The following is a 26,312-nucleotide window of genomic DNA, read 5'->3' as shown; positions in this document are numbered from 1 at the left end:
TCCTAGTGGTGCACCGCCTTCTCGGCGCCGACGCCCGTGAGCGAGCGCACCTCCATCTCGGCCTGCTTGACCGGGTCCTCGCGACGCTTGTCGAGCACGCTGACGATCCAGCCGAGCAGGAAGGCCAGCGGGATCGAGACGATGCCCGGGTTCGACAGCGGGAAGATCGCGAAGTCGATCGCCTCCGTCTTCAGCATCGACGTCTCCGAGCCTGAGACGACCGGCGAGAACGCGATGAGCACGATCGCCGAGATCAGGCCTCCGTACATGCTCCAGAGGGCGCCGCGCGTGGTGAAGCCCTTCCAGAACAGCGAGTAGACGATGGTCGGCAGGTTCGCCGACGCGGCGACCGCGAACGCCAGCGCCACGAGGAACGCGATGTTCTGGCCGTTCGCCCCGATGCCGCCGAGGATCGCGACGATGCCGATGATGACCACCGTGCGACGCGCGACCTTCACCTCGGCGCCCGGCTCGGGCTTGCCCTTCTTCACGACCGACGCGTAGATGTCGTGCGCGAACGAGGCCGCCGCGGTGATCGTGAGGCCGGCGACGACCGCGAGGATCGTCGCGAACGCGACCGCCGAGATCACGCCGAGCAGCAGCGGGCCGCCGAGCGCGAACGCGAGGAGCGGGGCCGCCGAGTTCGGGCCGCCGGGAGCCGCGGCGATGACCTCGGGACCGACGAGGGCCGCCGCGCCATAGCCGAGCACGAGCGTGAAGACGTAGAAGATGCCGATGAGCCAGATCGCCCAGACGACCGACTTGCGCGCCTCCTTGGCCGTGGGCACCGTGTAGAAGCGCATGAGCACGTGCGGCAGCGCCGCGGTGCCGAGCACGAGCGCGAGGCCCAGCGAGAGGAAGTCGATCTTCGAGACATCCGACACGCCGTACTTCAGGCCCGGGTCGAGGATCGCCGGGTTGCCCGCGACCTCGACCGCGCGGTCGAGCAGCGCCGAGAAGTCGAAGCCGTTCAGCGCGAGCACCCAGATGGTCATGATGCCGGCGCCCGCGATGAGCAGCACGGCCTTGATGATCTGCACCCAGGTGGTGCCCTTCATGCCGCCGACGAGCACGTACAGGATCATGAGCGCGCCCACGACCGTGATGACGACGGCCTGGCCGACCTGGTCGCCGATGCCGAGCAGCAGCGACACGAGGCCGCCGGCGCCCGCCATCTGCGCGAGCAGGTAGAAGAAGCAGACGACGAGCGTGGTCGTCGCCGCGGCGATGCGCACCGGGCGCTGCTTGAGCCGGAACGACAGCACGTCGGCCATCGTGTACTTGCCCGTGTTGCGCAGCAGCTCGGCGACGAGCAGCAGCGCGACGAGCCATGCCACGAGGAAGCCGATGGAGTAGAGGAACCCGTCGTACCCGGTCATGGCGATCGCGCCGACGATGCCGAGGAACGACGCCGCCGAGAGGTAGTCCCCGGCGATCGCCGAGCCGTTCTGGCTTCCCGTGAACGAGCGGCCGGCCGCGTAGTAATCGGCCGCGGTCTTGTTGTTCCGGCTGGCGCGGAACACGATGACCATCGTGATGGCGACGAACGCGCCGAAGATGGCGATGTTGAGCCAGGGCTCGCCGGGCGAGGTCGTGGCTGCTTCGAGGTGGACCATCAGCGGGTCACCCCCTCGCCGGCGGCCGCGGCCGCCGAGCGCTCGGCGAAGACGCCGGTCTCGATCTCATCGCGGATCCGCTCGGCCTGCGGGTCGAAGTTCTTCCCGGCGAACCGCACGTACCACATGGTCACGGCGAACGTCGTGACCACCTGCGCGAGGCCCAGGAGGATGGCGACGTTGATGCTGCCGAACACGCGCGTCGACATGAAGTCGTGCGCGTAGCTGGCCAGCAGCACGTACACGAGGTACCACGCCAGGCACACGGCGAGGACGGGGAAGACGAAGCTCCGGTGCGTCTTGCGGAGCTTCTGGAACTCTGGCGATTGCTGCACTGCGGGATAGTCGACATGGCTCAGGTCGACTTCGCCGCTCAGGGCCTCGTTGCCCATGGCGTCTCTCCTTCGAGGGGTCGCGGCCGGGCTGGTCCCGCGCCGCTGCGGTCGTCGCAATGCGTCCATGCTGGGGGCGCGGATGTCGCGGTGGGGGCCTCGACCGTTCGTCGTCGGTGAACGGCGCGAGCGGTGCGACGAACGGCGGAGCTCGACGACGAACGACGGCACCGCCCGCGCGCGCGGCATCTAGAGTCGGTGCATGCCCGAGTCGACGCTGCTCGCCGCCGCCGCCGGCGTCGTCGCGGGCGCGCTCGCGGTCGGGCTCGTGGTGCTGCTGCGGCGCCTCGTGGTGCAGTCGCGCGAGCTCGGCACGGACGCCGAGCAGGCCACCTACCAGACGCTCCACCTCGCCTCGCGTGCGGCGAAGCACCTGAGCGGCGACATGACCGAGACGGACGCCGCGCGCGCCGCGAAGCAGCTCAGGGCGATGCTCGCCGCCGACACGCTCGCCCTCGTGATGGCGGGCGGACCCGTCGCGGTCGACGGCGACGAGACACTGGTCGCCGCGGCCGAGCGGCTCGCCGACGAGGCGGTCGCGTCGGGCAAGGCGCAGGTCGAGCGGCGGGTTCCGGCGCCGTGGGGCGAGACGGATGCCGCGGCCGCGCCGATCCGCGCCGGCGACGAGGTCGTCGGGGCCGTCGTGGCCTTCGCACCGCGCGTCCGCGCCGGGCTGGTGCGCGCCACGGGGGAGGTCGCGGACTGGGTCGCCGCGCAGGTCGAGCTCGGCGAGCTCGACGCCTCGCGTGCCGCGCTCGCCGAGCTCGAGGTGCGCGCCCTGCGGGCGCAGATCAGCCCCCACTTCATCTACAACTCGCTCAACGCGATCGCGTCGTTCATCAACACCGACCCCGCGAAGGCGCGCGAGCTCGTGCTGGAGTTCGCCGACTTCACGCGGTACTCCTTCCGCCGGCACGGCGACTTCACGACCGTGGCCGAGGAACTGCGCTCGATCGACTCGTACCTCAAGCTCGAGCGCGCCCGCTTCGGCGACCGGCTGAAGGTCACGCTCCAGGTCGCGCCCGAGGTCCTCTCCACGGTGATCCCGTTCCTGTCGATCCAGCCGCTCGTCGAGAACGCCGTGCGCCATGGGCTCGAGGCCAAGGAGGGCGGCGGTCGCATCACCATCACGGCCGAGGACCGCGGCGCCGACGCCGAGATCACGGTCGAGGACGACGGCGTCGGCATCGATCCCGAGGTCGCGGCCGAGGTGCTCGCGGGCGGCACCCCGGGCGAGCACGTCGGCCTCCGAAACGTCGACGCGCGCCTCCGGCAGGTGTACGGCGACGAGCACGGGCTCGTCGTGGAGACGAACGTCGGGGCCGGCACGCTCGTGCGGATGCGCGTGCCGAAGTCGCAGCCCGGCCGAAGCGCGGCATCCGTCGACCCCGGCACCCGCGGCGAGGCGGATGGGAGACTGGTGCCGTGATCTCGGTCCTCATCGCCGACGACGAGCAGCCCGCGGTGGACGAGCTGGCGTTCCTGCTCGGCCAGGACCCCCGCATCGGCACGATCCACCGGGCGACGTCGGGCTCCGAGGCGATCCGGATCCTCACGCGCGAGCCGGTCGACGCCGCGTTCCTCGACATCCACATGCCCGGGCTCTCGGGCTTCGACCTGGCGAGGGCACTGCAGCGCTTCGAACGCAAACCGGCGTTCGTGTTCGTGACCGCAGACGAGGAGGGCGCGCTCGAGGCGTTCGACCTGGCCGCGGTCGACTACCTCCTGAAGCCCGTGCGCACCGAGCGGCTGCAGCGGTCGGTCACGCGGGTCATCGAGTCCATGCGGCAGACGCAGCCGGGGGCGACGGATGCCGCAGCCTCGCGCCCCGACGTGATCGCCGTCACGCTCGGCGGCACGACGCGGATGATCCGCCGCGACGACATCCGGTACGTCCAGGCACAGGGCGACTACGCGCGTCTGCACACCGACGAGGCGAGCTACCTCGTGCGCGTGCCGATGTCCGACCTCGAGCGGCAGTGGGCCGACGCGGGATTCGTGCGCGTGCACCGCTCGTACCTCGTCGCCCTGCCGCACGTCACGCGCGTGCGGCTCGGCACCGACCGGCCGACGGTCGTCGTGGGCCAGGCCGAGCTGCCCGTGAGCCGTCGGCTGCTGCCCGCCCTCCGTGAGCGGCTCGAGCAGGCGACCCCGCGGGCCCGCTCGTGAGCGACTCCGAGCGGGATTCCGAGCCGGCCCCCGAGCGCGTGCGCGTGACCGCCCCGCGCACCGCTGCGGTCGCGGCATCCGCTCGACGCTCGACCGCCCGCCGGCGCACCGGCGCCGCCGGGCCCGGCCCCACGAGCGACGTGCAGGCCGTCTACGTGCGCTCGCTCATCCGCTCCCAGCTGCGGCTCGCGCTCGTCTGCGCGGTCGCGTTCGTCGCGGCCACGGCGACGTTCGCGATCGGCGTCGCGCTGCTGCCCGGGCTCGACGAGGCGTCGGTCGTCGGAGTGCCCGTGTCGTGGCTCCTGCTCGGCGTCGGCGTCTACCCGCTCGCGATCACCGTCGCCGCGCTCTACGTGCGCGCCGCGACCCGCAACGAGGCGCGCTACCGCTCGCTCGCGGAGGACGCGTGAGCCCCGCGATCGGGTACGCCGCGATCGCGGCCGTCGCCGTCGTCTCGGTGCTCATCGGCATCTACGGCCTGCGGATCTCGCGCACGACGAGCGACTTCTACGTCGCGAGCCGCACGGTGCGCCCGTGGTGGAACGCGTCCGCGATCGGCGGCGAGTACCTCTCGGCGGCGTCGTTCCTCGGCATCGCGGGGCTCATCCTGCTGACGGGCGCCTCGGCGCTGTGGTTCCCGATCGGGTACACGGCGGGGTACCTCATGCTGCTGCTGTTCGTCGCGGCGCCGCTGCGCCGCTCGGGCGCGTACACGATCCCCGACTTCACCGAGGCGCGGCTCGAGTCGGTCGGGGTGCGGCGGGTCACGAGCGTGCTGGTCGTCGTGATCGGATGGCTCTACATCGTGCCGCAGCTGCAGGGCGCGGCGCTCACGGTGCGCATCACCACCGGCCTGCCCAGCTGGGTCGGCTCGCTCGCGGTGGCGCTGCTCGTCGCGGTCGTGGTCGCGGCGGGCGGCATGCGCTCGATCACGTTCGTGCAGGCGTTCCAGTTCTGGCTGAAGCTCGCGGCGCTCGCGGTCCCGGCCGTCGCGCTGCTCATCGTCACGGGCGCCGTCGAACCGGCCCTCGCGCCATCCACCGCGTTCCCTGCCGACGCCGGACCCGGTGGTCTCGACGTCTACCGCACCGTCTCGCTCATGGTCGCCCTGCTGCTCGGCACGCTCGGCCTGCCGCACGTGCTCGTGCGGTTCTACACCAACCCGGATGGCCCGGCCGCACGCCGCACGACCGTGATCGTGCTCGCGCTCCTCTCGGCGTTCTACCTCTTCCCCACGCTGTTCGGCCTACTGGGCCGCTCGTTCGCTCCCGACCTCGCGAAGCCCGGCGACGCGGATGCCCTCGTGCTCGTGCTCCCCGACCGGCTCGTGCCCGGTGTCGCAGGGCAGCTGCTCACGGCGCTCGTGATCGGCGGCGCGTTCGCCGCGTTCCTCTCGACCTCGTCGGGCCTCATCGTCTCGGTCGCGGGCGTCATCTCGCAGGACCTGCTCGGCGGCAGCGTGCGCGGCTTCCGGATCGCGGCGTTCGCTTCGGCGGCGGTGCCGCTCGTGGTCGCGCTCGCGACCGAGCCGGCTGGCCTCGCCGGCAGCGTCGGCCTGGTGTTCGCGTTCACCGCGTCGACGCTCTGCCCGGTGCTCATCCTCGGCATCTGGTGGCGCGGCCTCACGGCCCGAGGCGCGATCGCCGGCATGGCGACGGGCGCGATGCTCTCAGGGGCGGCGATCCTCGGCGGCGCGCTCGTGGCGGCGTCGGCCCCCGCCATCCGCCCGCTCGTCGAACAGCCCGCCGCGTGGACGGTGCCGCTCGCGGTGCTCGTGACCGTGCTCGTCTCGCGCGCCGATCGGCGTCGCCTGCCGCGCGGGGTCGACGCATTCCTCGCGCGCCTGCACCTCCCGGAGCGCGACGGCGCCTGAGCTCGGAAGCCGTTAGTCGGCGGCGGCTCGGTCGGCGAGCTGGACCACGCGGTCGCCGCGTTCGGCGAGGCGCGCCTCGAGGCCGGCCCGCACGGCCGGCCACTCGTCGGCGAGGATCGAGTACACCGCGGTGTCGCGCCACGTGCCGTCGGGGCGGCGCTGCACCCGGCGGAGCACGCCCTCGAAGCGCGCGCCGAGCCGCTCGATGGCGGCGCGGGAGCGGTCGTTCACGGCATCGGCCTGCAGTTTCACCCGTCCGAAGCCGTGGTCGAACGCGAGCCCGAGGATCAGCAGCTTCGTCTCGGGGTTCACCGCGGACCCCCACACGCGCGGGTCGTACGCGGTCCACCCGAGGTGGGCCGACTCGTTGTCGAGATCGAGGTCGCCGAGCTTGGTCGCACCCACGATCGTGCCGTCGTCGGGTCCGCCGCGCAGGCGTACGGCGAAGGGCAGCGCATCGGGCTCGGGCGTGTACGAGGCGCGGGCGAAGACCGCGAACGCGGCCTCGTCGGCAGGCAGTCCCGACGGGCCGCCGCCGTAGCCGCCCGCGAACACCTCGGGTCGGCGGATGGCGCGCTCGAGCGCGGGCACGTCCGCCTCGGTCATCGGCTCGAGCGTGACGAATCGGCCGACGAGCGGCGCGGGTGCGGGGCGGCGTGCGGGCATCCACCGAGTGTGGCACCCCGAGCGTCCCCTGTGGAAACCGCCCGCGCGACATCCGCTCGCCCTACGATGAGCCCCGAACCGTCACCGTCGCAGAGAAGGGACCTGGGGAATGGGAGCACTGGACGACCTGACGAAGAAGGCGCAGGAGTTCGTCGAGGAGAACAAGGACCAGATCAACGAGGCGCTCAACAGCGAGCAGGCCGAGGAGATCAGCGACAAGGTCCTCGACGCCGTCGCAGACGCCGCGAAGAAGGTCACGCCCGACGAGCACGACGCGAAGGTCGACGACGTCCGCGGGCACATCGACAAGACCATCGGGACCGAGCCGTAGGCCGACCGCCGGCGGAGAGCGAGGGGCGGATGTCGGGTGGCATCCGCCCCTCGTCCATTCCCGGGTTCGTACGGACTCACCCGCCGAAACCCGGACTGGCGAACCTCGGGCGGCGTCTGAACGACCTGCTGCAGGTCCGCTCAGCGGGTGGGTTCCGCCTCTGGGGCGGCGATCGGAACCGCGTCGGATACGGGCTCATCCGGGCGGGCGAGCGGGCCGAAGGCGAGCGCGAGCGCGTGCACCACTATGAGGGAGGCCACCGCGATCTCGCCGCCGTCCTCGATGGCGATGAAGATCGGGTCGATGATCGGCTCGTCGATGAAGGGCGCGTGCACCACGTCCACGGCGAACCCGAAGATCGCCAGGGCCGCGTAGAGCGCGGCGAGGATGCGGGCCATGCGCCGCGCGGCCGCGCCCGCCGTGCGGTACGTGACCACGAATGTCGTGATGACCACGGCGCCCACGCCGAGCAGGAACAGTGCCTCCCCGAGATGGGTCGCGAGTCCCTGCAGGTAGACCACCTCGCGGTCGAACCAGATCCCGAAGGCCGTGCCCACCTGCTCGTGCACGCGGAAGTAGTCGTCGGCGAGCAGGTAGAGCGAGAACGCCGCGAACACGAGGGGCGCCGGGCTGCGCCGCCGGACGCCGGCGACCACGAGCATCGCCGCCGTCCAGCCCGTGAGCATCTGGAAGAACAGCTCCGCGTATCCACGCTCGGTCCCGAGGTGGAAGTACGGATGCCACGGCGCGCCGATCAGGCTGTGCGAGAGGTGCGCGACCACGTAGGCGGTGGTCGTCGCCCAGAGCAGGATGAGCAGGCCGCGCAGGTAGGGGTCGTCCAGGCCGAGCATCGAGCGCCACCGCGCGAGGCGGCCGGGTTGCGGGATCATCGCCGTTGATTTCCCTTCGGGTCGGTGATCCATGCTCGCACATGGAACGCCGCCGCCCCGACACCGACGAGGGGTGGATGCCGCGCGGCATCCACCCCTCGTCCATTCCCGGGTTCGTGCGGATTGACCCCGCCGAAACCCGGGACTCGCGAACCTCGGGCGGCGTCGCCACGCACTCCCGCACATCCATTCCCGCCTTGGTGCGGATGCACCCGCGGAAACCCGGGACTCGATCCCGGCAGTCGGCCCGGCGGACCGGCTCAGTCCAAGAGGTCGTGCAGCTGCACGATCTCGTCGCGGCCGGGGCCGACGCCGATGGCCGAGAAGCGGGCGCCCGACATGGCCTCGAGCTCACGCACGTAGCTCTGCGCGTTCGCGGGCAGGTCATCGAACGAGCGCGCACCCGAGATGTCCTCGGTCCAGCCGGGGAACTCCTCGTAGACGGGCTTGGCGTGGTGGAAGTCGGACTGCGAGACCGGGACCTCCTCCATGATCACGCCGTCGACGTCGTACGCGACGGCGACGGGGATGCGGTCGATGCCCGTGAGCACGTCGAGCTTCGTGAGCACGAAGTCGGTGACGCCGTTGATGCGGGCGGTGTAGCGGGCGATGGGCGCGTCGTACCATCCGGTGCGGCGGCGACGGCCCGTGGTGGTGCCGTACTCGTGGCCCTGCTCGGCGAGGAATTCGCCCCACTGGTCGAACAGCTCGGTCGGGAACGGGCCGGAGCCCACGCGCGTCGTGTAGGCCTTCACGATGCCGATGACCCGGTCGATGCGGTTGGGCGCGATGCCCGAGCCGGTGACCGCGCCGCCCGACGTCGCGTTCGACGACGTGACGAAGGGGTACGTGCCGTGGTCGACGTCGAGCATGGTCGCCTGGCCGCCCTCGAACAGCACGGTCTCACCGGCCTCGAGCGCGCGGTGCAGCAGCAGCGACGTGTCGGTGACCATCGGCCGGAGCCGGTCGACGTACGCGAGCAGCTCGTCGACGACCTCGTCGACCCCGATCGCGCGGCGGTTGTAGACCTTCAGGAGCAGGTGGTTCTTCTGGTCGAGCGCGCCCTCGACCTTCTGGCGGAGGATGTTCTCGTCGAACAGGTCCTGCATGCGGATGCCGACGCGGTTGATCTTGTCGGCGTAGGTCGGGCCGATGCCGCGGCCGGTGGTGCCGATCTGGCGCTTGCCGAGGAAGCGCTCGGTGACCTTGTCGAGGGTGCGGTGGTACTGCGTGATGACGTGCGCGTTCGCCGAGATGCGCAGCTTCGACGTGTCGACGCCGCGCGATTCGAGGCCCTCGATCTCCTCGAACAGCACCTCGATGTCGACGACGACCCCGTTCGCGATGACCGGCGTGACGCCGGGGGTGAGGATGCCGCTCGGCAGGAGGTGCAGCGCGTACTTCTCGTCGCCCACGACCACGGTGTGGCCCGCGTTGTTGCCGCCGTTGAACTTCACCACGTAATCGAGGCGAGAGGAGAGCAGGTCGGTCGCCTTGCCCTTGCCCTCGTCGCCCCACTGCGCTCCGATCAGCACGACCGCGGGCATGTCAGTCCTCTCGTGCCGCACCCGGCGCGGCGGATTCGTCGGACGGGTCGCCGGCGGGCGCGTCGGTCGACGCGGGGCGCGGCGGCAGGGGCTCCGTGATGACGGGCATGAGCTGCGTGGGCGTGAACTCCGAGGCGATGCGCGCGGGCGCCTCGGCGTCGGCCGCGGCGAGGTCGTCCGCGGCGCGTGCGGCGCGATCGGCCAGGCCGAGCCGCTCGGCGGCACGGCGCTCGGCGTCGAGCGCGCGGAGGTACGCGCGGTTGGACTCCTCGGCCCACGGCACCGACTGGCCGGCCGCCCATCCGGACGCCGCGAGCTGCTCGCGTGCGAGGTCGACCGCGACGACCGCGTAGGCGAACGCGTCGATCGGGCGCCCCTCGGAGTCGGCCACGTCGGCCAGCGCGGCCCACGCGAGCGGCGACGACGCATGCTCGGCGACGACTCGGACGACGTTTCCACGATCGGCGTCGGTGAGCGCCTGCCGGACCTCGGGTTCGTCGGCGAGCACCGCCTCAGCCGCGTCGGGGGTCTGGTCCTGAGTCACACTCAACCGTATCGCATGGGGTTTTCGCGCCCCGGGTGCGGGTCAGACCGTGACGACGGGCTCGACCGCGGCGAGCGCTGGGCCGAGGCCGAGGTCGACGAGCACGACGCGGCCGGCGAGCCTCGACGCCGGCGGCAGCAGCAGACCGGCCTTCACGGCGCCCATGGTCACGGTCACGTCGGCGGGCAGGACGGTCGGGTCGGGCACGCGTCCGTCGTCGGGTGAGATGCCGCTCGGCAGGTCGACGGCGACGACGAGCGGATGCCGCGTTCCGGGCGCCCGCTCGGCGTGCCCGCGTTCCGCGAGCCGCTCGAGCACCCGCGCCACGACGTCGCGCGCCCGACCCCGCAACGCGGGGCTGGCGGCCGCGCCGATGCCGAGGATCCCGTCGACGAGCACGTCGGCGTCGTCGATCGCCGCGGCGAATCCGGTCGGGTCGCCGTCGGGGTCGAGGTCGTTCGCGCCGGTGCGGTGCGCTGCGGCCGCGGCGGCCTCGTGCATCCGCGTCCCGACGGCCACGATGCGCACGTCGGCTCCGCGCTCGGCGAGGCGGGCGCCCGCGAACAGCGCGTCGCCGCCGTTGTCGCCCGACCCGGCGAGCACGACGACGAGTGGGCGACGCGTTCCATCCGCAGCCGTGCCGGACGAGTCGCCGTCCGACGGAAGTCCGAGGAGCCGAGCGATCTCGTCGGCGAGCGCGGCCGCCGCACGCTGCATGAGCGGCTCGCCCGCGGCGAGCAGCGGCGCCTCGGCGGCGCGGACCTGCGCAGCCGTGTAGCCGTGCCGCGGCGACGGTGCAGCGGAGTGCGGAGCATCGGCGCCCATGCCGCCGAGCCTACGCCGCACCATCCGCCCCTCGTCGTCTCGTTTCAGGAAGTCGGAGGCTGCTCAGGATGGGATCCGCGATCGGGTCCTGACGAGCGTCCGACTTCCTGAATCGGTGATTCCGGGCACGCGAGAGGGGCCGGGCCCTGGCGGGCCCGACCCCTCGGTGCGATTCGGTCGACTACTCGACGACGGCGAACGCGTTCACGTTGCCCGCGCCGTAGAAGCTGTTCCGCTCGCCACCCGTGCAGGTCGCCGGGAAGCCGGGGCGCGGTTCGTACACGCCTTCCGGGCACTCCAGCGGCGTGGCCGTGCGCTCGAGGAACGAGGCGAGCTGGCCGGGGTTCATGCCCGGGTGCGCCGACACGGCGAGCGCCGCGACACCGGCCGCGTGCGGCCCGGCCATCGACGTGCCCTGCTTGTAGCCCCAGCCGTTGGCACCGGTCGCCGCGTTCCACGTGGTCGACAGGATCCCGTCGGTCAGCGTGGACGTCGCGCCGCCGGTGCGGAAGCGCGTGTCACCGCCGGGGGCCGTGACGTCGACGACGCCCTGGCCGTACGACGAGTAGTAGCTCTTCTGCTCGGTCGGGCCGACGGCCGAGACCGTCACGACGCCCGGCGCCTCGGCCGGGAGGTCGCGGCAGGCGCCGGTGACGGTGCGATCCTCGACGGGGTACGTGCCGTCGTTCGGGCTGCTCGAGTCGATGAACTTGTGCTGCAGGTCGACGTTGCTGTTGCCCGCCGACGCCACCGTGAGGGTGCCCTTCGACTGCGAGTAGCTCAGAGCGCGCTGCACGGCCTGCCAGACGGGACGCTGGCGCGGGTCGTTGATGCAGTTGAACTCCCACGGGTCGATGAAGTAGCTGTTGTTCGTGACCGGCATGCCGTGGTCGGCCGCCCAGAGGTACCCGCAGACCGCGGCCTCGGGGTAGATGAAGCCGTCGTCGTTGACGACCTTGACCGACGCGACCTTGACACCGGGCGCGACGCCCGCGACGCCCACGCCGTTGATCGCCGCTGCGATCGTGCCGGCGACGTGCGTGCCGTGATCGGAGGTCGTCGGGTTCCAGGCCGCGACGCTCGTGTCGACCACGCCGCCGAGGCACGAGGCGCTCTGGTCGAACGCGATCTGCGAGGCCAGGTCGGGGTGCGTCGACGAGATGCCCGAGTCGAGCACGCCGACGACCACCGACGAGTCACCCGTGGTCACCGCGTGGGCCTCGGCCACGTCGATCTGCGTCATGTCCCACTGCTGGCCCCAGAGCGGCTCGCCCGTGGGGTCGCCGGTCGCCTGGACGGTGGCCGAGTCGACGGCCACGGACGCATCGTCGTCGATGAGCGTGGTGCCGAGGCCGTCGGTCGAGGCGACCGACTCGACGCCGCGACCCGCGACCGCAGTGTCGAAGGCCGTGTTCGTCGAGCGCGCGACGAGCACGCCGATCTGGTCGTAGGCGGCCACGACCGTGCCGCCGGCGGCGGCCACGCGTTCTGCGGCCGCCTTCGTGGTCGCGCCCTTGGGCGCGAGCACGAGGTACGTGGACTCCGGTCCGACGGCGACGGCCGGTGCGACCGTCGTTCCCACCAGTCCGATGGCGAGGGCGACGGCTGACGCCGCGCCGATCACCTTGGTGTTCCTCATCCTGTCTCCGTTCGATGTGCATGGAGTGCCGCCGACCGAAACGGCCGGCGGCGGGCCGGCCCGCCCAGTGGATGCGACGAGGGCGGCAGGTCGTGCCGCCCGTGACCGGTTCGCGCGAGTCTACTGACGCGCACGCGTCAGCGGGAGGGGCTGTGGAGAACCTTCGCATTGCGATACAGCGGCTCGGCGCGAAATCCGTATTTCGATGGCTACCGATTGACACTCGATAGATAATGCGCGATATTCGACGCATGACTTCTCTGAACCGAGTGATCGTGCCGCTCCGGGTCCTCATCGTGCTCGTGTTCGCCGGGCTTGTCGTCGCCCAGGTGATGAGCCTGCCCGGCGAGTTCATGCAGCAGGCGCGTGAAGCGCCCGAGCTCGGGCCCGTGCCGTGGATCCTGCTCGCGTTCTCGATCCTCGAGGTGCTCTGCGTCCAGGTGGTCCTCGTGTGCATCTGGCGCCTGCTCTCGCTGATCCGCGCCGACCGCATCTTCAGCGAGAAGTCGTTCGCCTGGGTCGACCTGATGACCTGGACCATCGTGGTCGCGTGGCTCATGCTCTTCGGCGTCGCGGCCTGGCTGATGACGGTCTTCCTCACGACGCCCGAGCTGCGCGATCCCGGCAACGGAGTGGTCCCGACCGGACTGGTGCTCATCGGCGGCGTGGTCGTGCTCGTCGTCGTGGTGCTGCGTGCGCTCCTGCACCAGGCGGCGGCCATGCGCAGCGACCTCGAAGAGGTGATCTGATGGCGATCGTCGTGCGCATCGACGTCGAGCTCGCCAAGCGCAAGATGAGCGTCGGCGACTTCGCGGAGCGAGTCGGGCTCACGCCCGCGAACGTCGCCGTCCTGAAGAACGGGCGTGCGAAGGCCGTGCGGCTCAGCACGCTCGACGCCATGTGCCGCGTGCTCGGCTGCCAGCCCGGCGACCTGCTCGAGTGGGTCGACGACGACGGCGTCGCACCCTGACTCGAGTTGCCGGTTCCGCCGGATGCTGAAGGGGGAGTCCCGGCTGAACCGGCAACTCGACTGGCGGGCAGGGGCCTGGCGGGTAGGGCGCCAGGCGGGCGCCGTCACGCGAACGCGAGGGTTCCGCACCTCCCGTAGGCTGGAGGCCATGTCGAAGGTCCTCACCTCCCTGCCCGCCGGCGAACGCGTCGGCATCGCCTTCTCGGGAGGTCTCGACACCTCCGTGGCGGTCGCGTGGATGCGTGAGAAGGGCGCCATCCCCTGCACCTACACCGCCGACCTCGGCCAGCCCGACGAGCCCGACGTGGAGGCGGTGCCCGGTCGCGCGCTCGAGTACGGGGCCGAGCTGAGCCGCCTCGTCGACGTGAAGACGTCGCTCGTCGAAGAGGGACTGGTCGCCCTGCAGTGCGGCGCGTTCCACATCCGCAGCGGCGGCAAGACGTACTTCAACACGACCCCGCTGGGCCGCGCCGTCACGGGCACGCTGCTCGTGCGCGCCATGATGGAGGACGGCGTCGACATCTGGGGCGACGGCTCCACGTACAAGGGCAACGACATCGAGCGGTTCTACCGCTACGGCCTGATGGCCAACCCGCGCCTTCGCATCTACAAGCCGTGGCTCGACAGCGCATTCGTCACCGAGCTCGGCGGCCGCACCGAGATGAGCGAGTGGATGCAGACCCGCGACCTTCCCTATCGGGCGTCCGTCGAGAAGGCCTACTCGACCGATGCCAACATCTGGGGCGCCACGCACGAGGCGAAGAAGCTCGAGGACCTCGATGCCGGCATCACGCTCGTCGAACCCATCATGGGCGTCCGCTTCTGGGACGACTCGGTCGCGATCGAGGCCGAGGACGTCACCGTGCGCTACGAGCAGGGCCGGCCGGTCGCGCTCAACGGCGTCGAGTTCGACGACCCGGTCGAGCTCGTGCTCGAGGCGAACCGCATCGGCGGCCGCCACGGCCTCGGCATGAGCGACCAGATCGAGAACCGCATCATCGAGGCCAAGTCGCGCGGCATCTACGAGGCGCCTGGCATGGCGCTGCTCCACATCACGTACGAGCGGCTGCTCAACGCGATCCACAACGAGGACACCGTCGCGAACTACCACAACGAGGGTCGCCGCCTCGGCCGCCTCATGTACGAGGGTCGCTGGCTCGACCCGCAGTCGCTCATGCTTCGCGAGTCGATCCAGCGCTGGGTCGGTTCGGCCGTGACCGGCGAGGTGACGCTGCGCCTGCGCCGCGGCGACGACTACACGATCCTGAACACCACCGGCCCCGCGCTCAGCTACCACCCCGACAAGCTCTCGATGGAACGCGTCGGCGACCAGGCGTTCGGCCCCGAGGACCGGATCGGCCAGCTCACGATGCGCAACCTCGACATCGCCGACTCGCGCGCCCGCCTCGAGCAGTATGCGCAGCTCGGCATCGTGGGCGGCGCGACCGCCCAGCTCGTCGGCGAGATCGCCGCGGGGCAGGCCGCGCAGATCCTCGCGGGCGAGGTCGAGACCGACCTCGACGCCGCGACGGATGCCGCGAACGAGGCCGCCGCGTTCGACCTCGGCACCGACTGAATCCGATGCCGCGTACTGCGAACGCAGTACGTCAAGACACCTCACCGGGTGGACGCGCCGGACGTCCGGGCTGACGAGACTCTCCATGACGATGCGCGAACTGCGCACCGCAGCAGAGAGGAATCGGCATGGCCACCCCCATCCTGCGGGTCGACGACCTGCGCAAGACCTACGGACGAGGCGCGACGCGCTTCGACGCGCTCAAGGGGGTGAGCTTCGAGATCCGGGAGGGCGAGTCCCTCGCGATCGTCGGCAAGTCCGGATCCGGCAAGTCCACGCTGATGCACCTCCTCGCCCTGCTCGACGAGCCGACGTCGGGCTCGGTGCACCTCGCCGGCCGCGACGCCGGCGAGCTCCGGGGTCGCGAGCTCAATCGCGCGCGGAACCGCACGTTCGGCTTCGTGTTCCAGCAGTTCTTCCTCACGCCGGGCGCCACGGTGCTCGAGAACGTGATCCTCCCCCTGAAGATCGCCGGGGTCGGCCGCGCCGAGCGCAGGCGCCGTGGGCTGGCCGCACTGGCGCAGCTCGAGCTCGAGGACAAGGCGCGAAACCGCGCGTCCGACCTCTCGGGCGGCCAGAAGCAGCGCGTCGTGATCGCACGGGCACTCGTGAACACCCCGCGCGTGATCTTCGCGGACGAGCCGACGGGCAACCTCGACTCGGCGACGGGCGCCGTCGTCGAGGACATCCTGTTCGAGCTCAACCGGGAACAGGGCATCACGCTCATCATCGTCACGCACGACGAGGAGCTCGCGGCCCGCTGCGATCGTCGGATCCACATGCGCGATGGCGTCATCGTCGCCGAACGCGTCGAGGCGCACGCGGACGACGCACGGGAGGAGGTGCGGGCCGCATGAGGACGACCGACGTGATCGCCAGCGCGATCTCCAACACCTTCCGCTCGAAGACCCGCACGATCCTGACGATCCTGGCGATCTTCATCGGCGCCTTCACCCTGACCATCACCACCGGGCTCGGCACCGGCATCAACCAGTACATCGACGAGACGGTCGCCGAGATCGGCTCGGACGACGTCCTGACCGTGACGCACGCGCCCGCCGAGGACGCGGGTGACGGTCCGCCGGAGTACACCCCCGACCAGGTGACCCAGCAGGCAGTGGGACCGGAGGGCGAGCAGACGCTCCAGCCCATCACCCAGGCGGATCTCGACGAGATCGCCTCGATCGACGGCGTGCTGTCCGTCGATCCGGTGAAGCAGGTCGATGTCGACTTCGTCCAGCGCGCCGAAGGCACGCCGTACCAGATCAACGTGGGATCCTTCGTCCCGGGCACCCAGGTGCAGCTCGCGGCGGGCGAGCAGCCCGATGCGGCATCCGATGACCTTCAGGTCGCCATCCCCGTCGACTACGTCGAGCCGCTCGGATTCGACGACGACGCGGCGGCGATCGGGCAGGAGGTCGTCTTCGGGCTGACCGACGGCAACGGCGACGCGCGGACCGTGACGGCGACGGTCGTGGGCGTCTCGGAGGCCGGACTCGGTGGCGCCGGGTCGAGCGCCGCCCCGAACACCGCGCTGACCGACGCGCTGCACGACGTGCAGGAGATCGGGGCGGCCGCCGGTCAGGCCGACCAGCACGGCTCCGCGACGGTGCGGTTCGATCCCGACTCCACGCCCGAGCAGGTCGAGGCGCTCCGAGCGAGCCTGACCGACGCCGGATTCGCCTCGACGACCCTCGACGACACGCTCGGGACGTTCAAGGCGGTCATCGACGGCATCGTCCTGGTGCTGAACGCCTTCGCGATCATCGCCCTGCTCGCCGCGAGCTTCGGGATCGTGAACACGCTCTTCATGTCGGTGCAGGAGCGCACGCGCGAGATCGGCCTGATGAAGGCGATGGGCATGGGCAGCGGCAAGGTGTTCGGGCTCTTCAGTTCCGAGGCGACGTACATCGGCTTCCTCGGCAGTGTGGTCGGCATCGGCATCGGCATGCTCGCCGGCACGGCCGTGGGTGGTGCGCTCTCGTCGACGCTGTTGGCCGACCTGCCGGGACTGACGCTCATCGCGTTCGATCCCGTGTCGATCCTGACGATCGTCCTGCTCGTCATGGGCATCGCGTTCGTCGCGGGTTCCCTGCCCGCCGCCCGCGCGGCACGGCTGAACCCGATCGATGCGCTGCGATACGAGTAGGCACCCTCGCCCGTGGCCGCCGCGGTGGGAAGAATGAACGGATGAACGAGCCAACGGTCGTTCCGGTCCGCCGCCGCCGCATCCCGGCCTGGGCGTGGGACCTCGTCGCCGGCGTCTCGGTGGTCGCCGCCGCGCTGCTCCCCTCGGTGGGGCGCGGCGGCGACCACGGGCCATCCGTCGTCGCGCTCACGCCGTGGACGATCGCGATCGCGATCGCGGCGGCCCTCGTGCTGCCGTTGCGGCGTCGGTGGCCGATCTCCGTGCTCGTCGCCACGATCGCCCTGCTGTCGGTCGGCACGCTGGTGGCGGGTTCCTCGCTTCCGTTCGTGCTGCCGGTGGCGATCGCGACCTTCGGCGTCACGGCGCGGCTGGAGCGACGGAAGTCGATCCCGGTGGTCGCCGCCACCGTCGTGCTCCTCGTCGTCGTCGAGCTGTTCGCCGGCCCCGCGCAGGTCTTCGACCCGAGGCTCATCCCCGTGCCCGCGCTCGTCGCCTTCGCCGGCGCGGCCGGGGATGCCACGCGCTCGCGTCGCGCGTACATCGACGCGATCACCGAGCGCGCCGAGCGGGCCGAGCGCACGAAGGAGTCCGAGGCGCGCCGACGCGTCGCCGAGGAGCGGCTTCGCATCGCGCGCGACCTGCACGACGCGGTCGCCCACCAGATCGCCGTCATCAACCTGCACTCGGGCGTCGCGAGCCGCGCCATCGCGCGCGACCGCGACGTCGACCTCCCGACCGCCCGCACGTCCCTCGCCACCATCGGCGATGCCTCGAGGACGGTGCTGGCCGAGATCGGCGACCTGCTGTCGGTCCTGCGCAGCGATCCCGCCGACGACGAGCGCGCATCGGCCCCGACGGCTCCGCTGCCCGGGCTCGGCGAGCTCGAGGACCTGCTCGCCGGGTTCACCGCGGCCGGCCTGGAGACCAGCGTGCGCGTGGAGGGCACGCCCCGCCCTCTCCCACCGGCCGTCGACCGCGTGGCCCACCAGGTGATCCGCGAGGGCCTCACGAACGTGCACAAGCACGGGGCATCCGGGCGGGCGCACCTGCTCCTCGAGTACCGCCCCGATGAGCTCGCCATCACCGTCACGAACCCGGTCGACGCGACGGGCGCGGAGCCGGCGACGGGCCCGTCGACCGGGCTCGGGCTCATCGGCCTCCGCGAGCGCGTCGCGGCCGTGCGCGGCACCGCGCGCGCCGGGACCACCGGCTCGGTGCACCGGCTCATCGCGACCCTGCCGACCGACCGGGGAGACGACGCGTGACCACGACCGTCCTCGTCGTCGACGACCAGCCGCTCATTCGGCAGGCGGTCGTCGCCCTGCTCCGCGCCGAAGCGGACCTCCGGGTCGTGGCGGAGGCCGCCGACGGTCTCGATGCCGTCGAGCTGGCACGCTCGCTGCGGCCCGACGTGGTGCTCATGGACATCCGGATGCCGCGACTCGACGGCATCGAGGCGACGCGCCGCATCTGCGACGACCCCGGGCTCGCCGACGTCCGCGTGCTCATCCTCACGACCTTCGAGGACGACGAGAACGTGGCGATGGCCCTGCGCGCCGGCGCGAGCGGGTTCGTGGGCAAGGCCACCGAGCCCGACGCCCTCGTGGACGCCGTCCGCACGGTGCACTCGGGAGAGTCGCTCCTGTCGCCCGTGGCGACGCGGCTCCTCATCGAGCGATACCTCCGTGCCGAGCCGGTGCCCGACCCCTCGCGGGCGCCGCTCCCCGGACTCGACCTCCTGACCGACCGCGAGCGCGAGGTGCTCGTGTTCGTCGCGCGCGGCGCGTCGAACGGGCAGGTCGCCGACGCGCTCGTGATCTCGCCGCACACCGCGAAGACGCACGTGAATCGGATCATGTCGAAGCTGCATGCGCACGACCGGGCGCAGCTGGTGATCCTCGCCTACGAGCACGGCCTCGTGCGACCCGGCACCGACTGAGCCGAAGGTCCTGACGCCGCGCTGCGGCCGGTGCCATACTCGGGCATCGACCGCACGCAACGATGCCCGGGCGGCGGTCCGCAGACCTTCGGGAGGGGCGATGACCGTGGACGTGTGCGCCCGAGCCGGAGCCCGCCCGTGAGCGGCGGTGAATGGGCCGCCGTCATCGGCGGCATCGTCATCCTGGTCGACTGGATCATCCGCATCGTGGCGCTCATCGTGATCCCACGCGACCGCAAGCCGACGGCGGCCATGGCCTGGCTGCTCGCCATCTTCCTCATCCCGTTCATCGGCATCCTGCTGTACCTGCTCATCGGCAACATCCGGCTGCCGAAGCAGCGGATGGCGCGCCAGGAGGAGGCCGACCGGATGATCGCCGAGCGGACGGAGGGCCTCGACCTCGTCCTCGACCACGACGCCTGGCCGACCTGGTTCGCGTCCGCGGTCGAGCAGAACACGCGGCTCACCGGCCTTCCCGTCACGTCGGGCAACCGCGCGACCCTGATCGACGACTACCAGGGGTCGATCGACGCGATGGCGGCGGATGTCGCGACCGCGACGCGCTTCGTCCACGTCGAGTTCTTCATCGTCGCGTTCGACGACACGACGCGCGACTTCTTCGCGGCGATGGACGCCGCGGTGCAGCGCGGCGTGCGGGTGCGGCTGCTCATGGACCACATCGCGTCCGCGAAGGTCCCGCTGCACAAGGCCACGATCGCCGAACTCGACCGGATCGGGGTGGAGTGGCACTACCTGCTGCCCGTGCGGCCGCTGAAGGGCGACTGGCAGCGACCCGACCTGCGCAATCACCGCAAGATCGTGGTGGTCGACGGCGTGATCGGCCACATGGGGTCGCAGAACCTCATCGACCGCAACTACGACTCGCCGAAGAACATCAAGCGCGGGCTGATGTGGCAGGAGCTCGTCGCCCGCGTCACCGGCCCCACGGTCGCCGAGCTGAACGCCGTCTTCCGCTCGGACTGGTACGCCGAGACGGGCGAGGTGCTCGGCGAGGAGTGGAACACGCCGGCGACCGCGATCCCGGTCGACACCTCACCCGACGCGCTCGACTGCCAGGTGGTCCCGAGCGGCCCGGCGTTCGAGAGCGAGAACAACCTCAGGCAGTTCCTCACGCTCGTGAACTCGGCGCAGGAGCAGGTGATCATCACGAGCCCGTACTTCGTGCCCGACGAGGCGATGGTCTACGCGATCACGTCGGCCAAGCTCCGCGGGCTCGACGTCCAGCTGTTCGTGTCGGAGATCGGCGACCAGGGCGGCGTCTGGCACGCGCAGCGCTCGTACTACCGCGCGCTCCTGCAGGCCGGGGTGCGCATCTGGCTGTACCCGGGCCCGTACATCCTGCACTCGAAGCACCTCTCGATCGACGACGACGTCGCCGTCATCGGGTCGAGCAACATGGACATCCGCTCGTTCGCGCTGAACTTCGAGGTCACGCTGCTCGTGCGCGGCGCGTCGTTCGTGGCGGACATGCGCGAGGTCGAGGCGAAGTACCGCGAACTGGGCCGCGAGCTCACGCTCGAGGAATGGGATCGCGAGCCCGCGAGCGCGACGTTCCTCGACGGGATCGCCCGGCTCACGTCGGCGCTGCAGTAACGCGCTACGCGGGCGTCTGCTGGTGCGCGGCCACGTGCCACGCGCCGTCGTCGTACAGGTAGGTCGTCGACATCCGGAGATTCGCGACGTCGTCGCCGCGGCGAGCGACGGCGCGGTACGCGAGGATGCCGGCGTGGTCGCCGAGGCGCACGACGGCGGGCTCGTGGATCTCGTACGCCTCCCACGGCGGGACGCTCGCGAAGGCGCCCATCACGTCGTCGCGACCGAGCACGGCGCCCTCGACGATCATGATCGCGTCGCGCGTCATGGAGCGGGCGTAGTGCGTGCCGCCGCGCCCGGCGAGGATGGCGCGCCATCCGGCATGCTCCTCGTGCAGCAGTCGGGCGGGCAGATCGTCGGTGATCTCGGTCATGCGGCCACGCTACCCGGCCCGGCCGGCAGTCCCTAGAGCCAGTTGCGTCGCTTGAAGATGACGTAGAGCGTGATGCCGAACAGCACCATCGCGGCGAGCGCGGCGGGATAGCCGAGCGGATGGTCCAGCTCGGGCATGTTCGCGAAGTTCATGCCGTAGACCGTGCCGATCAGGGTCGGGGCGAAGATGATCGCCGCCCAGCTCGAGATCTTCTTGACCTCCTCGCTCTGCTTGAGGCTCGTCTGCGTCAGCTGCTGCATCTCGTCGTTCTGCCGCTGCGTGACGAGCGTCGAGTGCACGGCGAGCGCGTTCTGGAGGAGCTGGCGGAAGGAGTCGCCCCGCTCCACGACCCGGATGACGTGGTCGAGCACGTCGCGGAGGTAGCGCTGCAGCTCGAGGTCGACCTGGTACTTCTCGAACCCTCGCTCGATCGCCTGCACCATGTCGAGGAGCGGCCGAGTGGCGCGCTGGAACTCCATCACCTCGGAGGCGAGGTCGTAGATGCGCCGCGTGACCTGCGGATCGCCGTCGAAGAGCTCCTCCTCGATCTCGTCGATGTCGTTCTCGAGTCCGGCGAGCACGGGCGCGTACTCGTCGACGACCTCGTCGAGCACCGCGTAGAGCACGGCCTCGGAACCGCGCGCGAGCAGGTCGGGCGTGGCCTCGAGCCGACGCCGGACGCGGGCGAGGTCGGGCGCCTCCGCGCGCCGGATGGTGACGGCGAAGTCGCGGCCCACGAAGAGGTGCACCTCGCCGAACTCGACCTCCTCGGTGGCGTCGAGGTACCGCGCCGGCCGAAGGACGACGAACAGCGTCTCGCCGTAGCGCTCGAGCTTCGCGCGCTGATGGCCCTTGCGCGCGTCCTCGACCGCGAGGTGGTGGAGCGAGAACTCGGCCGCGACCGCGTCGAGCTCCTCGGCGGTCGGACGGTAGAGGCCGATCCACGAGAAGCCGCCGTGCTGCTCGCGGACCTCGAAGCTCTCCTCGAGCGTCGCGGGACTCGCGACGCGGCGGCCGTCGCGATAGACGGCGTTGTCGATGACCGGCACGCGTCCAGTCTCCCAGCGGTCGTCAGTGCGCGGCGGCCCATTGCCCGCGCGTCGGCGTGGGCCGCGTTCGGGCGAGGGAGCCGGCATGCATGCCGAGCCGCGCCTCGGCGGCAGCGAAGACCATGCGGTCGGCCTCGGCCTCGTCGATGAGCCCGAGGGCGTGGTGCTGCACGGCGACGCCGTCGACGAGCGCGGTGAGCATGCGGGCGTCGGCCTCGGGGTCGTCGCTCGAGGCGGCGCCTGTGGCGACGTTGCGCTCGATGATCCGGGCGAGCCGGAGGTCGGAGTCGCGGTGGTGGCGGGTGAGCGCCGCGTGGAGCTCGGGATTGCGCGGGGCCTCGCTCCACGCGTCGATCCACACGAGGTAGTGCTCGCGCGGCGTGGTGCTCAGCCAGTCGGCGAGCGCGGCGACGGGTTCGAGGCGCTCGGCGAGCTCGTCATCCTGGACGGACTCGGCGAGCACGGCCGCGTCGAACGCCGCCGCGACGAGCTGCTCGCGCGTCGCGAAGTAGTGACGGATGAGCCCGTGGACGACGCCGACCTCGGCGGCCACGTCGCGGAGCGTGACGCCGGCGAAGCCGTCGCGCGCCACGAGCCGCAGCGTCGCGTCGAGGATCTGCTCGCGTCGCTCGGCGGGATCCAATCGGGTGGCCATCCGCTCATCGTACCGCTCTTGGCCGCGTGGACAACACGTTCAGGTCCGTGCGTGACGGCGCGCCCACTCGTGCATCACGATCGCCGCGGCCGCGCTCGCGTTCATCGAGCGGGTCGAGCCGTATTGCGTGATCTCGACGACGGCGTCGGCGGCGGCCAGTGCCTCGTCACTGAGGCCGGGCCCCTCCTGTCCGAACAGCAGCACGCACCGCTCCGGCAGGTCGGCGAGGTCGACTGGCGCGGCGCCCTCGACGTTGTCGACCGCGACGATCGGCAGGCCCTCGGCGTGCGCCCACGCGACGAAGTCGGAGACATCCGGATGGTGCACGAGGTGCTGGTAGCGATCGGTCACCATCGCGCCGCGACGGTTCCAGCGCCGCCGCCCGATGATGTGCACCGTCTCGGCGGCGAACGCGTTGGCCGTGCGCACGATCGAGCCGATGTTCAGGTCGTGCTGCCAGTTCTCGATGGCGACGTGGAACGGATGGCGCCGCTCGTCGAGGTCGGCGACGATCGCCTCGAGTCGCCAGTACCGGTACCGGTCGACGACGTTGCGGCGATCGCCGTGGGCGAGCAGGTCTGGGTCGTAGCGCGGGTCGTCGGGCCAGGCCGAGCGGCCGCCGGGCCATGGGCCGACACCGTGCTGCGGCAGCTGGGGCTCGACGTGCGGGGTCGCGTCGTCGGCGCCGGGCGCGCCCGTGCCATCCTCTCGGTCGTCGTCGCTCACGCCCCAACGCTAGCCGCCGGGCGCACCGGTCGGCGGCCCCGGCGAGCTCGCGCGGGACCGCCGTGAGGTCGTGCGGCTATCCTCCGAACTCGACGCCGCCTCGACAGGCGTCGCCGGGGCTCGGCACGGCGCCCTTCAGACCGGCCCGCACGTACTGGCCGTAACTCTGCACGTGGCCGCCGGTGACCGCGTCGTCGTCCATGAACGGGAAGGGGTTGTTCTCCTGACCGGGCCCGCTGCCGTCGGGCAGGTCGCGGCCCGAGAAGGCGCACGCCGAGTTCGCGACGTGGGCGCCCGTCTCGAGGCGCTCGCCTTTGCCGTTGTACTCACCGGCGTTCGCCGCTGTGGCACCGCCGACCACGAGCCCGAGGGCCACGAGACATCCGATTGCGATTCGCTTCATCTGATCCACCTCACTGTGAGGGACGACCGGAGGTTCGGGTCACGCTCGGGCGCGGGCGCTCAAGCCGTCTCAAGCCCGCAACCTACTCCTCGCGTTCTCACGCCGAACGCCCGCGAACTGGGCACACGGCGCGGCGGTTTTCGGTGTACCGAAAACCCGCTACGATTTCGGTATGCCGAAAGCCGACACGGATGTCGCCACCACCCCGCCGCCCGAGCGCACCGCCCGGGTGACGCCGCCCGCCTCGGTCGCCCGACTCGCCTGGCTCATCGGGCCCGCCCTCGTCGCGGGCGTCGCCTACCTCGACCCCGGCAACGTCGCGAGCAACATGACGGCGGGCGCGCAGTACGGCTACCTGCTGGTCTGGGTGGTCGTGCTCGGCAACGTGATGGCGTGGCTCATCCAGTACCTCTCGGCCAAGCTCGGCATCGTCACGGGCGAGAGCCTGCCCGAGGTGCTCGGCCGGCGCATCCGCAGCCGGTGGGGCCGGCGCGCGTACTGGCTGCAGGCCGAGCTCGTCGCCATGGCGACCGACCTGGCGGAGGTCATCGGTGGAGCGGTCGCGCTGAACCTGCTCTTCGGCGTCCCGCTGGTCTGGGGCGGGCTCATCACCGGCACCGTGTCGATCGTGCTGCTCGTGCTGCAGTCGAAGCGCGGTCCGCGCACGTTCGAGTTCGTGATCATGGGACTGCTCGTGATCATCGCGGTCGGCTTCTCGGTCGGCGTCTTCATCGCGCCGCCCGATCCGTCCGACCTCGTCGCCGGACTCGTGCCTCGCTTCGAGGATGCCAACTCGGTGCTGCTCGCCGCCTCGATCCTCGGCGCGACGATCATGCCGCACGCCATCTACGCGCACTCGGCGCTCAGCCGCGACCGATTCGTGAGGCGGCAGTCGCTCGGCGGCACGCACGTCTCGGCCGAGGCTCCTGCGAGCACGGAGGTGGACCCGGAGATCGCCGCGGTGGCCTCGGGCGGCGCGGTCCGGCGCGGGCTCGCCCGGCTGGTCGTCCGCGAGGGCAGCGGCGACCTCGCCCGCATGCGCGGCGGTGAGCCGGGCACCGCGACGGCCCTGCCCACCGACCGGCTGGTGCGCGCCACGCGCTGGGACGTGTCGATCGCGATGGCGATCGCCGGCACCGTGAACCTCTGCATCCTGCTGCTCGCGGCCGTGAACCTCGCGGGCGTCGAGGGCACCGACAGCCTCGAGGGCGCGTACGCCGCGTTGTACGTGTCGCTCGGCCCGGTGATCGCGACGCTCTTCGCGGTCGGCCTCCTCGCGTCCGGGCTGGCTTCGACCTCGGTCGGCGCGTACGCGGGCGCCGAGATCATGCAGGGCCTGCTGCACGTGCGCATCCCGCTGCTGGTTCGACGGCTCATCACGCTCATCCCCGCGCTCGCAGTGCTGTGGGCGGGGTTCGACCCCACGCTCTCGCTCGTGCTGAGCCAGGTGGTGCTGTCGTTCGGCATCCCGTTCGCGCTCGTCCCCCTCGTCGCGCTCACCGCGCGGGCGGGCGTGCTCGGCCGGTGGCGCAACCACTGGGCTACGACGGCGGCGGGCATCGGCGCGTCGATCTTCCTCATCACGCTCAACGCCGTGCTGCTCTGGCTGGTCTTCACCGGCGCCTGACACGGTCGCCCTGTTCACTGCTGCGGGTAGGGTGGGGCCGATGCCCGCGACCCAGAGTCCCGCCGTCGAGGACTACCTCAAGACGGTGTACGCCCACACCGAGTGGCAGCCCGACGCGATCACCCCGTCAGGCCTCGCCGCGGCGCTCGGCGTCGCGCCGTCCTCGGTCACCGAGATGGTGAAGAAGATGGCGGCGCAGGGCCTCGTGCAGCACGTGCCGTACGGCGCGATCCGGCTCACCGACGCCGGCCGCACGCGCGCGCTCGCGGTCGTGCGGCGGCATCGCCTCATCGAGACCTGGCTCGTCCGCGAGATGGGCTACGGATGGGACGAGGTGCACGACGAGGCCGAGGTCCTCGAGCACGCGCTCTCCGACCGGCTGCTCGAGGCCATCGACGAACGCCTCGGGCGCCCGGCGCGCGACCCGCACGGCGACGCGATCCCGCGCGCCGACGGCACGCTCGTGTCCGAGCCGGCCGTGCGGCTCGACGAGGCCCCCACGGGTCACGTCGGGCGCGTCATCCGCATCAGCGACCGCGACCCGGCCGTGCTGCGCGAGCTCGACGGCGCCGGTGTCGGCCCCGGCAGCGAACTGCGCGTCGCGGATGGCGCGGGGGCGACATCCGTCACCGTGATCGTCGGTGACGACACCCGTGCCATCCCGCGCGCCGCGGCGGCCGGCATCTGGATCTCGGCCTGAGCCGTCAGCGAACGATCGCCCGAAACCCTCCCGCTCTCG

Annotated in this window: 28 protein-coding genes; 15 read left to right on the top strand and 13 right to left on the bottom strand. The window is 71.5% G+C overall.

Annotated features, from left to right (window positions below):
* Positions 1–2: 2 nt before the first annotated feature.
* Both ACFQ58_RS03670 and ACFQ58_RS03665 read right to left on the bottom strand, forming a co-directional pair.
* Positions 3–1,616 carry a cation acetate symporter gene (locus tag ACFQ58_RS03670; RefSeq protein ID WP_376949651.1) on the bottom strand — a complete coding sequence of 538 codons (1,614 nt, stop codon included), beginning with the start codon at positions 1,614–1,616 and terminating at the stop codon, positions 3–5.
* Positions 1,616–2,008, bottom strand: a complete 393-nt coding sequence (locus tag ACFQ58_RS03665; RefSeq protein ID WP_376949649.1) for a DUF485 domain-containing protein — start codon at positions 2,006–2,008, stop codon at positions 1,616–1,618. Before ACFQ58_RS03665 ends, ACFQ58_RS03670 begins: the two co-directional genes overlap by 1 nt.
* A 202-nt stretch (positions 2,009–2,210) precedes the next feature.
* On the opposite strand from ACFQ58_RS03665, the gene ACFQ58_RS03660 reads away from it, so the two are divergent.
* Genes ACFQ58_RS03660 through ACFQ58_RS03645 form a run of 4 tightly spaced genes read left to right on the top strand, consistent with a single transcriptional unit; the run spans position 2,211 to position 6,050 of the window.
* Complete coding sequence (locus tag ACFQ58_RS03660) at positions 2,211–3,437, top strand: sensor histidine kinase (protein WP_376949647.1); 1,227 nt, start codon at positions 2,211–2,213, stop codon at positions 3,435–3,437.
* Positions 3,434–4,177 carry a LytR/AlgR family response regulator transcription factor gene (locus tag ACFQ58_RS03655; protein ID WP_376949645.1) on the top strand — a complete coding sequence of 248 codons (744 nt, stop codon included), beginning with the start codon at positions 3,434–3,436 and terminating at the stop codon, positions 4,175–4,177. The genes ACFQ58_RS03660 and ACFQ58_RS03655 overlap by 4 nt, the downstream gene beginning before the upstream one ends.
* Entirely contained in the window at positions 4,174–4,587 is a 414-nt protein-coding gene (locus ACFQ58_RS03650; RefSeq protein WP_376949643.1) for a hypothetical protein, read from the top strand. Before ACFQ58_RS03655 ends, ACFQ58_RS03650 begins: the two co-directional genes overlap by 4 nt.
* Positions 4,584–6,050, top strand: a complete 1,467-nt coding sequence (locus ACFQ58_RS03645; protein ID WP_376949641.1) for a cation acetate symporter — start codon at positions 4,584–4,586, stop codon at positions 6,048–6,050. The genes ACFQ58_RS03650 and ACFQ58_RS03645 overlap by 4 nt, the downstream gene beginning before the upstream one ends.
* A 12-nt stretch (positions 6,051–6,062) precedes the next feature.
* On the opposite strand, the gene ACFQ58_RS03640 is transcribed toward ACFQ58_RS03645, so the two are convergent.
* Positions 6,063–6,716 carry a GNAT family N-acetyltransferase gene (locus tag ACFQ58_RS03640; RefSeq protein WP_376949639.1) on the bottom strand — a complete coding sequence of 218 codons (654 nt, stop codon included), beginning with the start codon at positions 6,714–6,716 and terminating at the stop codon, positions 6,063–6,065.
* A 109-nt stretch (positions 6,717–6,825) separates the two neighbouring features.
* On the opposite strand from ACFQ58_RS03640, the gene ACFQ58_RS03635 reads away from it, so the two are divergent.
* On the top strand, positions 6,826–7,047 hold the full coding sequence (locus ACFQ58_RS03635) for a hypothetical protein (RefSeq protein ID WP_376949637.1): 222 nt from the start codon (positions 6,826–6,828) through the stop codon (positions 7,045–7,047).
* A 140-nt stretch (positions 7,048–7,187) separates the two neighbouring features.
* On the opposite strand, the gene ACFQ58_RS03630 is transcribed toward ACFQ58_RS03635, so the two are convergent.
* The 5 genes from ACFQ58_RS03630 to ACFQ58_RS03610 form a co-directional block, all read right to left on the bottom strand.
* Positions 7,188–7,937: a hypothetical protein gene (locus ACFQ58_RS03630; RefSeq protein WP_376949635.1), complete on the bottom strand. Its 750-nt coding sequence runs from the start codon at positions 7,935–7,937 to the stop codon at positions 7,188–7,190.
* A gap of 260 nt (positions 7,938–8,197) precedes the next feature.
* Positions 8,198–9,484, bottom strand: coding sequence for an adenylosuccinate synthase (locus ACFQ58_RS03625; RefSeq protein WP_376949633.1), 1,287 nt, complete (start codon positions 9,482–9,484; stop codon positions 8,198–8,200).
* Position 9,485: 1 nt separating this feature from the next.
* Complete coding sequence (locus ACFQ58_RS03620; protein ID WP_376949631.1) at positions 9,486–10,028, bottom strand: DUF3151 family protein; 543 nt, start codon at positions 10,026–10,028, stop codon at positions 9,486–9,488.
* Positions 10,029–10,070: 42 nt separating this feature from the next.
* Complete coding sequence (locus tag ACFQ58_RS03615; RefSeq protein WP_376949629.1) at positions 10,071–10,853, bottom strand: NAD(P)H-hydrate epimerase; 783 nt, start codon at positions 10,851–10,853, stop codon at positions 10,071–10,073.
* Positions 10,854–11,034: 181 nt separating this feature from the next.
* On the bottom strand, positions 11,035–12,492 hold the full coding sequence (locus ACFQ58_RS03610; RefSeq protein ID WP_376949627.1) for a S8 family serine peptidase: 1,458 nt from the start codon (positions 12,490–12,492) through the stop codon (positions 11,035–11,037).
* A 251-nt stretch (positions 12,493–12,743) separates the two neighbouring features.
* Between ACFQ58_RS03610 and ACFQ58_RS03605 the strand changes: the two genes are divergently transcribed.
* The 8 genes from ACFQ58_RS03605 to cls all read left to right on the top strand — a co-directional run bounded on the left by ACFQ58_RS03605 (position 12,744) and on the right by cls (position 20,740).
* Positions 12,744–13,241, top strand: a complete 498-nt coding sequence (locus ACFQ58_RS03605) for a DUF2975 domain-containing protein (RefSeq protein WP_376949625.1) — start codon at positions 12,744–12,746, stop codon at positions 13,239–13,241.
* Positions 13,241–13,462 carry a helix-turn-helix domain-containing protein gene (locus ACFQ58_RS03600; protein ID WP_376949623.1) on the top strand — a complete coding sequence of 74 codons (222 nt, stop codon included), beginning with the start codon at positions 13,241–13,243 and terminating at the stop codon, positions 13,460–13,462. Before ACFQ58_RS03605 ends, ACFQ58_RS03600 begins: the two co-directional genes overlap by 1 nt.
* A gap of 148 nt (positions 13,463–13,610) precedes the next feature.
* The gene (gene argG / locus ACFQ58_RS03595) at positions 13,611–15,038 is read left to right on the top strand and encodes an argininosuccinate synthase (protein ID WP_376949621.1); all 1,428 of its coding nucleotides are present in this window, start codon (positions 13,611–13,613) and stop codon (positions 15,036–15,038) included.
* A 128-nt stretch (positions 15,039–15,166) separates the two neighbouring features.
* Positions 15,167–15,895 (top strand): ABC transporter ATP-binding protein, encoded by a 729-nt coding sequence (locus tag ACFQ58_RS03590; protein WP_376949619.1) that lies wholly within the window; start codon positions 15,167–15,169, stop codon positions 15,893–15,895.
* On the top strand, positions 15,892–17,187 hold the full coding sequence (locus ACFQ58_RS03585) for an ABC transporter permease (protein ID WP_376949617.1): 1,296 nt from the start codon (positions 15,892–15,894) through the stop codon (positions 17,185–17,187). The genes ACFQ58_RS03590 and ACFQ58_RS03585 overlap by 4 nt, the downstream gene beginning before the upstream one ends.
* A gap of 41 nt (positions 17,188–17,228) precedes the next feature.
* Positions 17,229–18,452: a sensor histidine kinase gene (locus tag ACFQ58_RS03580; RefSeq protein ID WP_376949615.1), complete on the top strand. Its 1,224-nt coding sequence runs from the start codon at positions 17,229–17,231 to the stop codon at positions 18,450–18,452.
* On the top strand, positions 18,449–19,126 hold the full coding sequence (locus ACFQ58_RS03575; RefSeq protein ID WP_376949613.1) for a response regulator: 678 nt from the start codon (positions 18,449–18,451) through the stop codon (positions 19,124–19,126). The genes ACFQ58_RS03580 and ACFQ58_RS03575 overlap by 4 nt, the downstream gene beginning before the upstream one ends.
* A gap of 138 nt (positions 19,127–19,264) precedes the next feature.
* A complete protein-coding gene (gene cls / locus ACFQ58_RS03570) occupies positions 19,265–20,740 on the top strand; it encodes a cardiolipin synthase (RefSeq protein ID WP_376949611.1) in 1,476 nt (491 codons plus the stop codon).
* A 4-nt stretch (positions 20,741–20,744) separates the two neighbouring features.
* Here the strand turns inward: cls and ACFQ58_RS03565 are convergent, their stop codons facing one another.
* The 5 genes from ACFQ58_RS03565 to ACFQ58_RS03545 form a co-directional block, all read right to left on the bottom strand.
* Complete coding sequence (locus tag ACFQ58_RS03565) at positions 20,745–21,113, bottom strand: DUF4440 domain-containing protein (RefSeq protein ID WP_376949610.1); 369 nt, start codon at positions 21,111–21,113, stop codon at positions 20,745–20,747.
* A 32-nt stretch (positions 21,114–21,145) separates the two neighbouring features.
* Positions 21,146–22,162: a magnesium and cobalt transport protein CorA gene (locus ACFQ58_RS03560; RefSeq protein ID WP_376949608.1), complete on the bottom strand. Its 1,017-nt coding sequence runs from the start codon at positions 22,160–22,162 to the stop codon at positions 21,146–21,148.
* A 22-nt stretch (positions 22,163–22,184) separates the two neighbouring features.
* Positions 22,185–22,817 (bottom strand): TetR/AcrR family transcriptional regulator, encoded by a 633-nt coding sequence (locus ACFQ58_RS03555; RefSeq protein WP_376949606.1) that lies wholly within the window; start codon positions 22,815–22,817, stop codon positions 22,185–22,187.
* 39 nt (positions 22,818–22,856) lie between these two features.
* Complete coding sequence (locus ACFQ58_RS03550) at positions 22,857–23,543, bottom strand: TrmH family RNA methyltransferase (RefSeq protein WP_376949604.1); 687 nt, start codon at positions 23,541–23,543, stop codon at positions 22,857–22,859.
* A 76-nt stretch (positions 23,544–23,619) separates the two neighbouring features.
* Entirely contained in the window at positions 23,620–23,946 is a 327-nt protein-coding gene (locus tag ACFQ58_RS03545; protein ID WP_376949602.1) for a hypothetical protein, read from the bottom strand.
* Between the two features lie 172 nt (positions 23,947–24,118).
* Here ACFQ58_RS03545 and ACFQ58_RS03540 point away from each other — a divergent pair, with 172 nt between their 5' ends.
* Together ACFQ58_RS03540 and ACFQ58_RS03535 are read left to right on the top strand one after the other, a co-directional pair.
* Positions 24,119–25,573, top strand: coding sequence for an Nramp family divalent metal transporter (locus ACFQ58_RS03540; protein ID WP_376949600.1), 1,455 nt, complete (start codon positions 24,119–24,121; stop codon positions 25,571–25,573).
* A gap of 40 nt (positions 25,574–25,613) precedes the next feature.
* Positions 25,614–26,273, top strand: a complete 660-nt coding sequence (locus tag ACFQ58_RS03535; protein ID WP_376949598.1) for a metal-dependent transcriptional regulator — start codon at positions 25,614–25,616, stop codon at positions 26,271–26,273.
* Positions 26,274–26,312 lie beyond the last annotated feature (39 nt).

The sequence above is a fragment of the Agromyces sp. NPDC056523 genome (assembly GCF_042794545.1).
In the GTDB taxonomy this organism is placed as follows: Bacteria; Actinomycetota; Actinomycetes; order Actinomycetales; family Microbacteriaceae; genus Agromyces.
The sequence above is the reverse complement of the archived record's forward strand: the minus strand, read 5'-3'. Positions and strand labels throughout refer to the sequence as shown.